The 13,268-nt window shown below is 63.8% G+C and carries 14 protein-coding genes; all 14 read left to right on the top strand.

What is annotated here, in order from left to right; translation table 11 throughout:
* Nucleotides 1-4: 4 nt before the first annotated feature.
* Nucleotides 5-793 carry a ParA family protein gene (locus I0D00_RS12335; RefSeq protein ID WP_213640013.1) on the top strand — a complete coding sequence of 263 codons (789 nt, stop codon included), beginning with the start codon at nt 5-7 and terminating at the stop codon, nt 791-793.
* Nucleotides 794-803: 10 nt separating this feature from the next.
* Entirely contained in the window at nt 804-1,676 is an 873-nt protein-coding gene (locus I0D00_RS12330; protein WP_213640012.1) for a ParB/RepB/Spo0J family partition protein, read from the top strand.
* A gap of 159 nt (nt 1,677-1,835) precedes the next feature.
* A complete protein-coding gene (locus I0D00_RS12325) occupies nt 1,836-2,243 on the top strand; it encodes a F0F1 ATP synthase subunit I (RefSeq protein ID WP_213640011.1) in 408 nt (135 codons plus the stop codon).
* Between the two features lie 16 nt (nt 2,244-2,259).
* Nucleotides 2,260-3,126 (top strand): F0F1 ATP synthase subunit A, encoded by an 867-nt coding sequence (gene atpB, locus I0D00_RS12320; protein ID WP_213640010.1) that lies wholly within the window; start codon nt 2,260-2,262, stop codon nt 3,124-3,126.
* 156 nt (nt 3,127-3,282) lie between these two features.
* Nucleotides 3,283-3,540 carry a F0F1 ATP synthase subunit C gene (gene atpE, locus I0D00_RS12315; protein ID WP_003097235.1) on the top strand — a complete coding sequence of 86 codons (258 nt, stop codon included), beginning with the start codon at nt 3,283-3,285 and terminating at the stop codon, nt 3,538-3,540.
* Between the two features lie 56 nt (nt 3,541-3,596).
* Entirely contained in the window at nt 3,597-4,067 is a 471-nt protein-coding gene (locus I0D00_RS12310) for a F0F1 ATP synthase subunit B (RefSeq protein WP_213640009.1), read from the top strand.
* A gap of 14 nt (nt 4,068-4,081) precedes the next feature.
* A complete protein-coding gene (locus I0D00_RS12305; RefSeq protein WP_213640008.1) occupies nt 4,082-4,618 on the top strand; it encodes a F0F1 ATP synthase subunit delta in 537 nt (178 codons plus the stop codon).
* Between the two features lie 21 nt (nt 4,619-4,639).
* The gene (gene atpA / locus I0D00_RS12300; protein WP_213640007.1) at nt 4,640-6,184 is read left to right on the top strand and encodes a F0F1 ATP synthase subunit alpha; all 1,545 of its coding nucleotides are present in this window, start codon (nt 4,640-4,642) and stop codon (nt 6,182-6,184) included.
* 50 nt (nt 6,185-6,234) lie between these two features.
* On the top strand, nt 6,235-7,095 hold the full coding sequence (gene atpG, locus I0D00_RS12295) for a F0F1 ATP synthase subunit gamma (protein WP_213640006.1): 861 nt from the start codon (nt 6,235-6,237) through the stop codon (nt 7,093-7,095).
* 30 nt (nt 7,096-7,125) lie between these two features.
* Nucleotides 7,126-8,502, top strand: a complete 1,377-nt coding sequence (gene atpD, locus I0D00_RS12290; protein WP_213640005.1) for a F0F1 ATP synthase subunit beta — start codon at nt 7,126-7,128, stop codon at nt 8,500-8,502.
* A 77-nt stretch (nt 8,503-8,579) separates the two neighbouring features.
* Nucleotides 8,580-9,008, top strand: a complete 429-nt coding sequence (locus I0D00_RS12285; protein WP_213640004.1) for a F0F1 ATP synthase subunit epsilon — start codon at nt 8,580-8,582, stop codon at nt 9,006-9,008.
* Between the two features lie 87 nt (nt 9,009-9,095).
* Entirely contained in the window at nt 9,096-10,454 is a 1,359-nt protein-coding gene (gene glmU / locus I0D00_RS12280) for a bifunctional UDP-N-acetylglucosamine diphosphorylase/glucosamine-1-phosphate N-acetyltransferase GlmU (RefSeq protein ID WP_213640003.1), read from the top strand.
* Between the two features lie 180 nt (nt 10,455-10,634).
* On the top strand, nt 10,635-11,405 hold the full coding sequence (locus tag I0D00_RS12275; protein ID WP_213640002.1) for a DeoR/GlpR family DNA-binding transcription regulator: 771 nt from the start codon (nt 10,635-10,637) through the stop codon (nt 11,403-11,405).
* 12 nt (nt 11,406-11,417) lie between these two features.
* Nucleotides 11,418-13,268: a glutamine--fructose-6-phosphate transaminase (isomerizing) gene (gene glmS / locus I0D00_RS12270; RefSeq protein WP_213640001.1), complete on the top strand. Its 1,851-nt coding sequence runs from the start codon at nt 11,418-11,420 to the stop codon at nt 13,266-13,268.

Raw genomic sequence — 13,268 nt, 5'->3', positions numbered from 1 at the left:
GCAGATGGCTAAGGTATTCGCAATCGCTAACCAGAAAGGCGGGGTGGGCAAGACCACCACCTGCATCAACCTGGCGGCCTCGCTGGTGGCGACCAAGCGCCGGGTGCTGCTGATCGACCTCGATCCCCAGGGCAACGCCACCATGGGCAGCGGTGTGGATAAGCATGCCCTCGAGTATTCGATCTATGACGTGCTGATCGGCGAGTGCAACCTGGGCGAGGCCATGCAGTTCTCCGAACACGGCGGCTACCAGTTGCTGCCGGCCAACCGCGACCTGACCGCGGCGGAGGTCGCCCTGCTGGAAATGCAGATGAAGGAGAGTCGCCTGCGCAATGCCCTGGCGCCGATCCGCGAGAACTACGACTACATCCTCATCGACTGCCCGCCCGCGCTGTCCATGCTGACGATCAATGCCCTGGTCGCCGCCGACGGGGTGATCATCCCCATGCAGTGCGAGTACTACGCCCTCGAGGGCCTCAGCGATCTGATCAACAGCATCCAGCGCATCGGCCAGATGCTCAATCCGCAGCTGAGGATCGAGGGGCTGCTGCGCACCATGTACGACCCGCGCATCAGCCTGACCAACGACGTCTCGGCGCAGCTCAAGGAGCATTTCGCCGAGCAGCTGTATCAAACCGTGATCCCGCGCAACGTGCGCCTGGCCGAGGCACCGAGCTTCGGCATGCCGGCGCTGGTCTACGACAAGCAATCCCGTGGTGCCATCGCCTACCTGGCGTTGGCCGGCGAACTGGTTCGCCGACAGCGCGCCAGCGCCCACACCGCTACCGCATAAGGAATTCCGCATGGCCGCCAAGAAACGAGGGCTGGGGCGAGGCCTGGACGCCCTGCTGGGGGGAACCAGTGTCACCGCCTTGCAGGAAGAAGCCGTCCAGGTCGACCGCCAGGAACTGCAACACCTGCCGCTGGAGCTGATCCAGCGTGGCAAATACCAGCCGCGTCGCGACATGGACCCGACCGCGCTGGACGAACTGGCCCAGTCGATCAAGGCCCAGGGCGTGATGCAGCCGATCGTGGTGCGCCCGATCGCTGGCGGTCGCTACGAGATCGTCGCCGGTGAACGCCGTTGGCGCGCCTGCCACCAGGCCGGCCTGGAGCGCATTCCGGCCATGGTCCGAGAGCTGCCGGACGAGGCCGCCATCGCCATGGCGCTGATCGAGAACATCCAGCGCGAAGACCTCAACCCGATCGAGGAGGCCGTCGCCCTGCAGCGTCTGCAGCAGGAGTTCCAGCTGACCCAGCAGCAGGTCGCCGAGGCCGTCGGCAAATCGCGGGCGACCATCACCAACCTGCTGCGCCTGATCGGCCTGCCGGAGGAGATCAAGATCCTGCTCTCCCATGGCGATCTCGAGATGGGCCATGCCCGCGCCTTGCTGGGCCTGCCGGCCGAACAACAGGTCGACGGGGCGCGACATGTTGTCGCACGCGGGCTGACCGTGCGCCAAACCGAGGCACTGGTGCGGCAGTGGCTGAACAGCAAGGAGAAACCTGTCGAGAAGGTCAAGCCGGATCCCGACATCAGCCGCCTCGAACAGCGCCTGGCTGAGCGCCTGGGCTCGCCGGTGCAGATCAAGCACGGACAGAAGGGCAAAGGCCAACTGGTCATCCGCTACAGTTCGCTGGATGAGCTGCAAGGCGTGTTGGCGCACATTCGTTGAAACATCTGCACGCTTAACGACTAGTCGGAAATCGTTGCCGAAGGTTGAATGGGGTGGGAAGCGCCCCTATACTCTGCGCGCATTTCGTCGGCACAAACTATGCCAAGTTATTGATTTTTTTGGTGTCGACACCAGAGGCCGTTTCCAGGGTTGATCGCGATGGATGTACGCACGCCGAACCGCTTGCCCTTCCATCGCCTGCCGGTATTTCCGGTGCTGGTGGTGCAGTTGGTAGTTGTGTTGCTGGCGGCCGTACTGCTCTGGCAAGGGCATGGTGTGGTGGCCGGTTATTCCGGATTGTGCGGCGGCCTGATCGCGTGGTTGCCCAATCTGTACTTCGCCCACAAGGCGTTCCGGTATTCCGGGGCGCGGGCCGCCCAGGCCATCGTCCGGTCGTTTTATGCCGGCGAGGCGGGCAAGTTGATTTTGACGGCGGCGCTGTTTGCGCTGACGTTCGCAGGCGTGAAGCCATTGGAGGCGCTGGCGGTATTCGGCGTCTTCCTGCTGACCCAACTGGTCAACTGGTTCGCTCCCCTGCTGCTGAAAATAAGACTTTTGAGACCTTAGGGCGTTTGAGGCAACCATGGCAGAACAAACCGCTTCGGGCTATATCCAGCACCACCTGCAGAACCTGACTTTCGGGAAGCTGCCCAATGGTGACTGGGGCTTTGCCCACACCGCAGAACAAGCCAAAGAAATGGGTTTCTGGGCATTCCACGTGGATACCCTGGGCTGGTCCGTAGTATTGGGCCTGGTTTTCGTCCTGCTGTTCCGCATGGCCGCCAAGCGCGCGACCAGCGGTCAGCCCGGCGGCCTGCAGAACTTCGTCGAAGTGCTGGTGGAGTTCGTCGACACCAGCGTCAAGGAGACCTTCCACGGCCGCAATCCGCTGATCGCGCCGCTGGCCCTGACCATCTTCGTCTGGGTCTTCCTGATGAACTTCATGGACCTGATCCCCGTTGACTGGTTGCCGCTGATCGCGGCCAACCTGAGCGGCGACAGCCACCTGTTCTTCCGCGTCGTGCCGACCACCGACCCGAACGCCACCCTGGGGCTGTCCTTCTCGGTATTCGCCCTGATCATCTTCTACAGCATCAAGGTCAAGGGCATCGGCGGTTTCCTCGGCGAACTGACCCTGCATCCGTTCGGTAGCAAGAACGTCCTGGTCCAGGCCCTGCTGGTACCGGTGAACTTCCTGCTCGAGTTCGTCACCCTGATCGCCAAGCCGGTGTCCCTGGCCCTGCGTCTGTTCGGCAACCTCTATGCCGGCGAACTGATCTTCATCCTGATCGCCGTGGTGTTCAGTGCCGGCTGGCTGCTGGGCGCCTTCGGCATCGTGCTGCACTGGGCCTGGGCTGTGTTCCACATCCTGATCATCACCCTGCAGGCGTTCATCTTCATGATGCTGACCATCGTCTACCTGTCGATGGCGCACGAAGACAACCACTAACAGCTCCCAGGCATCCGTCGGCCGACTCCTCGATGGGGCGTCGGCCTGGATGTGGTGATGTTGGTGGACGCCCGCGAGGGCATGCTGCAAACGATTTTGCTTTACCGCTCTACCTTAGAAACCTTAACCAATACGACATAAAAGTCGGGAGGAAAGATGGAAACTGTAGTTGGTCTGACCGCTATCGCTGTTGCTCTGCTGATCGGCCTGGGCGCCCTGGGTACCGCCATTGGCTTCGGCCTGCTGGGCGGCAAGTTCCTGGAAGGCGCCGCGCGTCAGCCGGAAATGGTGCCGATGCTGCAGGTCAAGATGTTCATCGTCGCCGGTCTGCTGGACGCCGTGACCATGATCGGCGTTGGTATCGCACTGTTCTTCACCTTCGCGAACCCCTTCGTTGGTCAAATCGCTGGCTAATCACTCGTTCATTCGAGTGATTGGTTTGCCGGACAACGAACGAGCGAGGTGTTGGCGTGAACATTAATGCAACCCTGATTGGCCAGTCCGTTGCCTTCTTCATCTTCGTGATGTTCTGCATGAAGTACGTGTGGCCCCCGGTCATTACGGCTTTGCAGGAGCGTCAGAAGAAGATTGCAGATGGCCTGGACGCTGCCAACCGTGCGGCTCGTGACCTGGAGTTGGCCCATGAGAAAGTGGCCCAACAACTGCGCGAAGCCAAAACCCAGGCAGCCGAGATCATCGAGCAGGCCAAGAAACGCGGTACCCAGATCGTCGACGAGGCCCGTGAACAGGCGCGTGTCGAAGCGGATCGCGTGAAGGCTCAGGCTCAGGCCGAGATCGAACAGGAACTGAACAGCGTCAAGGACGCCCTGCGTGCCCAAGTGGGCAGCCTGGCGGTCAGCGGCGCCGAGAAGATCCTGGGCGTATCCATCGACCATAACGCGCATGCGGAGCTGGTTAACAAACTGGCAGCCGAAATCTAAGCGAGGGCGCGATCATGGCAGAACTGACCACGCTGGCCCGACCTTACGCCAAGGCTGCCTTCGAGTACGCCCAGGCCCACCAGCAGCTGGCCGATTGGTCAGCCATGCTCGGCCTGGCGTCTGCGGTGTCGCAGGACGACACCATGCAGCGCGTGCTCAAGGCCCCGCGTCTGACGAGTACAGATAAGGCCACCACCTTCATCGAGGTGTGTGGTGACAAGTTCGACGCCCAGGTACGCAATTTCATCCACGTTCTCGCCGAGAACGATCGTCTGGCCCTGTTGCCGGAGATCGTCGCGCTGTTCGAGCTGTACAAGGCCGAACAGGAGAAGTCGATCGACGTGGATGTCACCAGTGCCTTCGCATTGAGCGATGAACAGCAAGACAAACTCGCCAAGGTTCTCAGTGCACGGCTCAGCCGAGAAGTGCGTCTGCACGCCGCGGAGGACGCCACCCTGATCGGTGGTGTCGTCATTCGCGCCGGCGACCTGGTTATCGATGGCTCAGTTCGCGGCAAGATCGCGAAGCTGGCCGAAGCATTGAAATCTTGAGTTTGAAGGGGCAGCAGAGCTATGCAGCAACTCAATCCTTCCGAAATTAGTGAAATCATCAAGGGGCGCATCGAGAAACTCGACGTCGCCTCCCAAGCCCGCAACGAAGGCACAGTCGTCAGCGTTTCCGACGGCATCGTGCGCATTCACGGTCTCGCCGACGTCATGTACGGCGAAATGATCGAGTTCCCGGGCGGCGTCTTCGGCATGGCACTGAACCTGGAGCAGGACTCCGTCGGTGCCGTGGTGCTGGGTGCCTACACCAGCCTGGCCGAAGGCATGAGCGCCAAGTGCACCGGGCGCATCCTGGAAGTCCCGGTCGGTCCGGAACTGCTGGGCCGCGTGGTCGATGCCCTGGGCAACCCGATCGACGGCAAGGGCCCGCTCAACAACGTCGCCACCGACGCGGTTGAAAAGGTTGCGCCGGGCGTGATCTGGCGTAAGTCGGTCGACCAGCCGGTTCAGACCGGCTACAAGTCGGTCGATGCCATGATCCCGGTCGGCCGTGGCCAGCGCGAGCTGATCATCGGTGACCGTCAGATCGGTAAGACCGCTCTGGCCGTCGACGCCATCATCAACCAGAAGAACAGCGGCATCCGCTGCGTCTACGTGGCCATCGGTCAGAAGCAGTCGACCATCGCCAACGTGGTGCGCAAGCTGGAAGAGAACGGCGCCCTGGCCAACACCATCGTGGTGGCCGCTTCCGCCTCCGAATCCGCTGCGCTGCAGTTCATCGCACCGTACGCCGGCTGCACCATGGGTGAGTACTTCCGCGACCGCGGCGAAGACGCGCTGATCGTCTATGACGATCTGTCCAAGCAGGCCGTGGCCTACCGCCAGATCTCCCTGCTGCTGCGCCGCCCGCCGGGCCGCGAAGCCTACCCGGGCGACGTGTTCTATCTCCACAGCCGTCTGCTGGAGCGTGCCTCGCGCGTCTCCGAAGAGTATGTCGAGAAGTTCACCAACGGCGAAGTGAAAGGCAAGACCGGTTCCCTGACCGCCCTGCCGATCATCGAAACCCAGGCAGGCGACGTTTCCGCGTTCGTTCCGACCAACGTGATCTCGATCACCGACGGTCAGATCTTCCTGGAATCGGCCATGTTCAACTCGGGCATCCGTCCGGCGGTCAACGCCGGTATCTCGGTATCCCGTGTAGGCGGTGCCGCGCAGACCAAGATCATCAAGAAGCTCTCCGGTGGCATCCGTACCGCCCTGGCTCAGTACCGTGAACTGGCGGCCTTCGCCCAGTTCGCCTCCGACCTGGACGAAGCCACCCGCAAGCAGCTCGAGCATGGTCAGCGCGTTACCGAGCTGATGAAGCAGAAGCAGTATGCGCCGATGTCCATCGCCGACATGTCGCTGTCGCTGTATGCCGCCGACCGTGGTTTCCTGCGGGACATCGAAGTCGCCAAGGTCGGCGCCTTCGAGCAGGCCCTGATCGCCTACTTCAACCGGGATCACGCCGCTCTGCTGGCCAAGATCAACGAGAAGGGTGACTTCAACGACGACATCGATGGCCAGCTCAAGGCCGGCATCGAGAAGTTCAAGGCCACCCAAACCTGGTAAGCCGCAGCGGGGGCCTCGCAGCCCCCGCCTGCTAACCCGATAGGTGTCAAATGGCAGGCGCAAAAGAGATTCGCAGCAAGATTGCGAGCATCAAAAGCACGCAGAAGATCACCAGCGCCATGGAAAAGGTGGCGGTCAGCAAAATGCGCAGGGCTCAACAGCGCATGGCGTCGAGCCGTCCCTACGCGGAGCGTATCCGCCAGGTCATCGGTCATCTGGCCAACGCCAACCCGGAGTACCGTCATCCCTTCATGGTCGAGCGCGAAGTCAAGCGCGTCGGCTACGTGGTGGTGAGTTCGGACCGGGGTCTGTGCGGTGGTCTGAATACCAACCTGTTCAAGGCTCTGGTCAAGGACATGGCGAGCAATCGCGAGCGCGGCGTGGAGATCGATCTCTGCGTGATCGGCAGCAAGGGTGCGGCATTCTTCCGCAACTTTGGTGGCAACGTCGTCGCTGCGATCAGCCACCTGGGCGAGGAACCGTCGATCAACGATCTGATCGGTTCGGTCAAGGTGATGCTCGATGCGTACCTCGAGGGTCGCATCGACCGTTTGTCCGTGGTCTCGAACAAGTTCATCAATACCATGACGCAACAGCCGACAGTGGAGCAGTTGATTCCGCTGGTGGCGACTCCGGATGAAGAGCTCAAGCACCACTGGGACTACCTGTACGAACCCGACGCCAAGGAGCTGCTGGACGGCTTGATGGTGCGTTACGTGGAGTCGCAGGTGTACCAGGCGGTGGTCGAGAACAACGCCGCCGAGCAGGCTGCGCGGATGATCGCGATGAAGAACGCCACCGACAACGCCGGTGACCTGATCAGCGATTTGCAGCTGATCTACAACAAGGCGCGTCAGGCAGCGATCACCCAAGAGATTTCGGAAATCGTCGGCGGCGCTGCCGCGGTTTAAGAACGGTTCAAATATTCAGAGGAACCAAAGATGAGTAGCGGACGTATCGTTCAAATCATCGGCGCCGTTATCGACGTGGAATTCCCGCGTGATCAGGTGCCGAGTGTTTATGAAGCGCTGAAAGTAGTCGGCGCCGAAACCACCCTGGAAGTCCAGCAGCAGCTGGGCGACGGCGTGGTGCGTACCATTGCGATGGGTTCGACCGAAGGCCTCAAGCGTGGCCTGGACGTCGGCAGCACTGGCAAGGCCATCTCCGTACCGGTCGGTAAAGCGACCCTGGGCCGGATCATGGACGTGCTCGGCAACCCGATCGACGAAGCCGGCCCGATCGGCGAAGAAGAGCAGTGGGAAATCCACCGCCCTGCGCCGTCCTATGCCGAGCAGGCGGGCTCCAACGAGCTGCTGGAAACCGGCATCAAGGTAATCGACCTGGTCTGCCCGTTCGCCAAGGGTGGTAAGGTCGGTCTGTTCGGTGGTGCCGGTGTCGGCAAGACCGTAAACATGATGGAACTGATCCGTAACATCGCCATCGAGCACAGCGGTTATTCCGTGTTCGCCGGTGTGGGTGAGCGTACTCGTGAGGGTAACGACTTCTACCACGAGATGAAGGATTCCAACGTTCTCGACAAGGTAGCCCTGGTCTACGGTCAGATGAACGAGCCGCCAGGCAACCGTCTGCGCGTGGCACTGACCGGCCTGACCATGGCCGAGAAGTTCCGTGACGAGGGCCGTGACGTACTGTTGTTCGTCGACAACATCTACCGTTACACCCTGGCCGGTACCGAAGTATCCGCACTGCTCGGCCGTATGCCGTCCGCAGTAGGCTACCAGCCGACCCTGGCCGAGGAGATGGGCGTCCTGCAGGAGCGCATCACCTCCACCAAGAAAGGCTCGATCACCTCGATCCAGGCCGTCTACGTTCCCGCGGACGACCTGACCGACCCGAGCCCGGCGACCACCTTCGCCCACCTGGACGCCACCGTGGTACTGTCCCGCGACATCGCCTCCCTGGGTATCTACCCGGCCGTCGATCCGCTGGACTCCACCAGCCGCCAGCTGGACCCGCTGGTGATCGGCCAGGAGCACTACGAGACCGCCCGTGGCGTGCAGTACGTGCTGCAGCGCTACAAGGAACTGAAGGACATCATCGCGATCCTCGGCATGGACGAACTGTCCGAAGCGGATAAGCAGCTGGTATCCCGCGCCCGTAAGATCCAGCGCTTCCTGTCCCAGCCGTTCTTCGTGGCCGAGGTCTTCACCGGTTCGCCGGGCAAGTACGTCTCCCTGAAGGACACCATCGCTGGCTTCAGCGGCATTCTCAAGGGTGACTACGACCACCTGCCTGAGCAGGCGTTCTACATGGTCGGCGGCATCGAAGAAGCCATCGAGAAAGCGAAGAAACTGTAATCACCCATGCGCCCGGCAACGGGCGCATCAGGCTGTGGATAAAGTGTTATCCACAGCCTGTAATGTGAGGCAAGCGTATGGCTATGACAGTCCATTGCGATATCGTCAGCGCAGAAGCGGAAATCTTCTCCGGTCTGGTGGAGATGGTGATCGCGCACGGCAACCTGGGTGATCTCGGTATCGCCCCGGGCCACGCGCCGCTGATCACCGACCTCAAGCCGGGCCCGATCCGCTTGATCAAGCAGGGTGGCGAAGCCGAGGTGTTCTACATCTCCGGCGGCTTCCTGGAAGTGCAGCCGAACATGGTCAAGGTTCTCGCCGACACCGTGCAGCGGGCCGCCGACCTGGACGAAGCCTCCGCCCTGGAAGCCGTCAAGGCGGCCGAGAAGGCGCTGCACGAACAGGGCGCCGAGTTCGACTACGGCTCCGCCGCCGCTCGCCTGGCCGAGGCCGCAGCCCAGCTGCGCACCGTCCAGCAGCTGCGCAAGAAGTTCGGCGGCAGCTGATTCCGCCAGGCTTCATCGCACGTCGGTAAAAGGGTAGCCTTGGCTACCCTTTTTCTTTTCCGTCTTCTTCTGGATCGGTCCTGCCCCATGTCCCTCGATATCGTCATCCTCGCCGCCGGCCAAGGCACCCGCATGCGTTCCGCCCTGCCGAAGGTCCTGCACCCGGTCGCCGGCAAGTCCATGCTCGGCCATGTCATCGACACCGCACGGGCGCTGTCGCCCCAATGCATCCACGTGGTGATCGGCCATGGCGCGGAGATAGTGCGCGAGCGTCTGGCGGCGGATGACCTGAACTTCGTGCTGCAGACCGAGCAGCTCGGTACCGGCCATGCGGTGGCCCAGGCGCTGCCGGCGTTGTCCGCCGAGCGCGTGCTGATCCTCTACGGCGACGTGCCGCTGATCGAGCAGGCCACCCTCGAGCGCCTGCTGCAGAAGGTCGCCGACGACCAGCTGGCCCTGCTCACCGTCGACCTCAACGACCCGACCGGCTACGGGCGCATCGTCCGCGGTGCGGATGGCGCGGTGCAGGCCATCGTCGAGCACAAGGACGCCAGCCCCGAGCAGCGGCAGATCTGCGAGGGCAACACCGGCATCCTCGCCGTGCCCGGCAAGCGCCTCGGCGACTGGCTGGGCCGGCTGTCCAACAGCAATGCCCAGGGCGAGTACTACCTGACCGACGTGATCGCCATGGCGGTGGCCGACGGCCTGCCGGTGGCCACCGAGCAGCCGCTGGACGCCATGGAGGTGCAGGGCGCCAACGACCGCATCCAGCTGGCCGAGCTGGAGCGCCACTACCAGCAGCGCGCGGCTCGCCAGCTGATGGCCCAGGGCGTGACCCTGCGCGATCCGGCCCGCTTCGACCTGCGCGGCGAGGTCACGGTCGGCCGCGACGTGCTGATCGACATCAACGTGATCCTCGAGGGCCGGGTGGTGATCGAGGATGGCGTGCAGATCGGTGCCAACTGCCTGATCAAGGACAGCACCCTGCGCTGTGGCGCCATCGTCAAGGCCAACAGCCACCTGGACGGCGCCGAGCTTGGCGAGGGCGCCGACTGCGGTCCGTTCGCCCGCCTGCGTCCCGGGACCAAGCTCGGCGCCAGGGCCCATGTCGGCAATTTCGTCGAGCTGAAGAATGCGGTGCTGGGCGAGGGCGCCAAGGCCGGCCACCTGAGCTACCTGGGCGACGCCGAGATCGGCGCGCGGAGCAACATCGGCGCCGGCACCATCACCTGCAACTACGACGGCGCCAACAAGTTCCGCACCGTCATGGGCGAGGACGTGTTCATCGGCTCCAACAGCGCCCTGGTGGCGCCGGTCACTCTCGGCGACCGTGCCACCACCGGCGCCGGTTCGGTGGTGACCAGCGACGTGCCGGGCGACAGCCTCGCCGTCGGCCGTGCCAAGCAGCGCAATATCGAAGGCTGGAAGCGCCCGACCAAGAAGTGATACTGGCCGCAGGGGGGGCGCCGCGTAGCGGCGTAACCCATCGCTAAAGCGGCTTGGGTATCGCTGCGCTCAACCTACGCGGCCCGACCCTTCCTACGGCCTTTGGTCGTTTTCAAGCTTGACGGCAAAGCTTCATTAGGTTTTGATTCGCGCCACTAACTTTCGAATCGAAACTTAACCATGTCGAAGCGCAACACCCCGCAGCGCCGCCACGCCATCCTCGCCCTGCTCAACGAGCAGGGCGAGGTCAGCGTCGACGCGCTGGCCAAGGCCTTCGCCACCTCGGAAGTGACCATCCGCAAGGATCTCGCCGCCCTGGAGAAGAACGGCCTGCTGCTGCGCCGTTACGGCGGTGCGGTGCCCATGCCCCAGGAGCTGATCGGCGACGGCGTGCAGCCGGTCTCCCGCTACAAGCAGGCCATCGCCCGCGCCGCCGTGACGCGCATCCGTGAGCATGCGCGGATCATCATAGACAGCGGCACCACCACCGCGGCGATGATTCCCGAACTGGGCCACAGGCCCGGCCTGGTGGTGATGACCAACTCGCTGAACGTGGCCAACGCCCTGCGCGACCTGGAGCACGAGCCGGTGCTGCTGATGACCGGCGGAACCTGGGACCCCCATTCCGAGTCGTTTCAGGGCCAGGTCGCCGAACAGGTGTTGCGTTCCTACGACTTCGACCAGCTGTTCATCGGCGCCGACGGCATCGACCTGGCGCGTGGCACCACCACCTTCAACGAACTGCTGGGCCTGTCCCGGGTCATGGCCGAGGTGGCCCGCGAGGTCATCGTCATGGTCGAGAGCGACAAGATCGGCCGCAAGATTCCCAACCTGGAGCTGCCCTGGGGCAGCGTCCATACCCTGATCACCGACGAGCGCCTCCCCGCCGAGGCTCGTGAACAACTGACGGCGCGCGGGATCAAGCTGATCTGCGCGACCGTGCAAGACTGAGGAGAACAAACTATGTGTGGCATCGTGGGCGCCGTCGCCGAACGCAACATCACCGCCGTACTGGTCGAAGGGCTGAAGCGCCTGGAATACCGCGGCTACGACAGCGCCGGGGTGGCGCTGCTGGGCGACCAGAACCAACTCGAACGCCGTCGTCGGGTCGGTAAGGTCAGCGAGCTGCAGCAGGCCCTCGGCGCCGAGCCCCTGGCCGGGCGTCTGGGCATCGCCCATACCCGCTGGGCCACCCACGGTGCGCCGACCGAGCACAACGCCCACCCGCACTTCTCCGGCAGCGACCTGGCGGTGGTGCACAACGGCATCATCGAGAACCACGAGGCGCTGCGCAGCCGGCTCAAGGGCCTGGGCTACGTCTTCGCCTCGGACACCGACACCGAGGTGATCGTCCACCTGCTCGACCACAAGCTCAAGAGCCAGCCGGACCTCACCGCCGCGCTCAAGGAGGCGGTCAAGGAACTGCACGGCGCCTACGGCCTGGCGGTGATCAGCGCCAAGCAGCCGGACCGCCTGCTGGCCGCCCGCAGCGGCAGCCCGCTGGTGATCGGCCTGGGTCTGGGCGAGAACTTCCTCGCCTCCGATCAGCTGGCCCTGCGTCAGGTCACCGACCGCTTCATGTACCTGGAAGAGGGCGACATCGCCGAGATCCGCCGCGATGCGGTGCAGATCTGGTCGGTCGACGGTCAGCCGGTGCAGCGCGAGAGCGTGCAGTACCACGAGGGTGCGGAAGCCGCCGACAAGGGCGAGTACCGCCACTTCATGCTCAAGGAGATCCACGAGCAGCCCAAGGTGGTGCAGCGCACCCTGGAGGGCCGCCTGGCCGCCGACCATGTGCTGATCCAGGCCTTCGGCCCCCAGGCGGCCGATTTGTTCGCCAAGGTGCGCAACGTGCAGATCGTCGCCTGCGGCACCAGCTACCACGCCGGCATGGTCGCCCGTTACTGGCTCGAGGCCCTGGCCGGGGTGCCCTGCCAGATCGAGGTGGCCAGCGAGTTCCGCTACCGCCAGGTGGTGGTGCAGCCCGACACCCTGTTCGTCAGCATCTCCCAGTCCGGCGAGACCGCCGACACCCTGGCCGCGCTGCGCAATGCCAAGGCGCTGAGCCCGGAGCAGGGCGGCTACCTGGCCAGCCTGGCGATCTGCAACGTCGGCATCAGCTCCCTGGTGCGCGAATCCGACCTGTGCCTGCTGACCCAGGCCGGCCCGGAGATCGGCGTGGCCTCGACCAAGGCCTTCACCACTCAACTGGTGGGCCTGCTGCTGCTGTGCCTGGCCCTGGGCCGGGTGCGCGGCAGCCTCGCGCCGCAGTTGGAGGCGGAGCTGGTGGAGGAGCTGCGCCGCCTGCCGACCCGCCTGGGCGAGGCCCTGGCCATGGACGCGGTGGTGGAGAAGGTCTCCGAGCTGTTCGCCGAGAAGCACCACAGCCTGTTCCTCGGTCGCGGCGCGCAGTATCCGGTGGCGATGGAGGGGGCGCTCAAGCTCAAGGAGATCTCCTACATCCACGCCGAGGCCTACCCGGCCGGCGAGCTCAAGCACGGTCCCCTGGCCCTGGTCGACAGCGACATGCCGGTGGTCACCGTGGCGCCGAACAACGAGCTGCTGGAGAAGCTCAAGTCCAACCTGCAGGAAGTGCGTGCCCGCGGCGGCGAACTGGTGGTCTTCGCCGACGAGCAGGCCGGCATGAGCAACGGCGAGGGCACCCATGTGGTGAACATGCCGCACATCCACGACGTGCTGGCGCCGATCCTCTACACCATTCCGCTGCAGCTGCTGTCCTACCACGTGGCCGTGCTCAAGGGCACCGACGTCGACCAGCCGCGCAACCTGGCGAAAAGCGTGACGGTCGAATAA

The organism is Pseudomonas lalucatii, from assembly GCF_018398425.1.
GTDB lineage: Bacteria > Pseudomonadota > Gammaproteobacteria > Pseudomonadales > Pseudomonadaceae > Aquipseudomonas > Aquipseudomonas lalucatii.
The sequence above is the reverse complement of the archived record's forward strand: the minus strand, read 5'-3'. Positions and strand labels throughout refer to the sequence as shown.

Coding starts and splice junctions, on each gene's coding strand:
- I0D00_RS12335 (WP_213640013.1), top strand. CDS start 5: ATGGCTAAGGTATTCGCAATCGCTAACCAGAAAGGCGGGGTGGGCAAG.
- I0D00_RS12330 (WP_213640012.1), top strand. CDS start 804: ATGGCCGCCAAGAAACGAGGGCTGGGGCGAGGCCTGGACGCCCTGCTG.
- I0D00_RS12325 (WP_213640011.1), top strand. CDS start 1,836: ATGGATGTACGCACGCCGAACCGCTTGCCCTTCCATCGCCTGCCGGTA.
- atpB (WP_213640010.1), top strand. CDS start 2,260: ATGGCAGAACAAACCGCTTCGGGCTATATCCAGCACCACCTGCAGAAC.
- atpE (WP_003097235.1), top strand. CDS start 3,283: ATGGAAACTGTAGTTGGTCTGACCGCTATCGCTGTTGCTCTGCTGATC.
- I0D00_RS12305 (WP_213640008.1), top strand. CDS start 4,082: ATGGCAGAACTGACCACGCTGGCCCGACCTTACGCCAAGGCTGCCTTC.
- atpA (WP_213640007.1), top strand. CDS start 4,640: ATGCAGCAACTCAATCCTTCCGAAATTAGTGAAATCATCAAGGGGCGC.
- atpG (WP_213640006.1), top strand. CDS start 6,235: ATGGCAGGCGCAAAAGAGATTCGCAGCAAGATTGCGAGCATCAAAAGC.
- atpD (WP_213640005.1), top strand. CDS start 7,126: ATGAGTAGCGGACGTATCGTTCAAATCATCGGCGCCGTTATCGACGTG.
- I0D00_RS12285 (WP_213640004.1), top strand. CDS start 8,580: ATGGCTATGACAGTCCATTGCGATATCGTCAGCGCAGAAGCGGAAATC.
- glmU (WP_213640003.1), top strand. CDS start 9,096: ATGTCCCTCGATATCGTCATCCTCGCCGCCGGCCAAGGCACCCGCATG.
- I0D00_RS12275 (WP_213640002.1), top strand. CDS start 10,635: ATGTCGAAGCGCAACACCCCGCAGCGCCGCCACGCCATCCTCGCCCTG.
- glmS (WP_213640001.1), top strand. CDS start 11,418: ATGTGTGGCATCGTGGGCGCCGTCGCCGAACGCAACATCACCGCCGTA.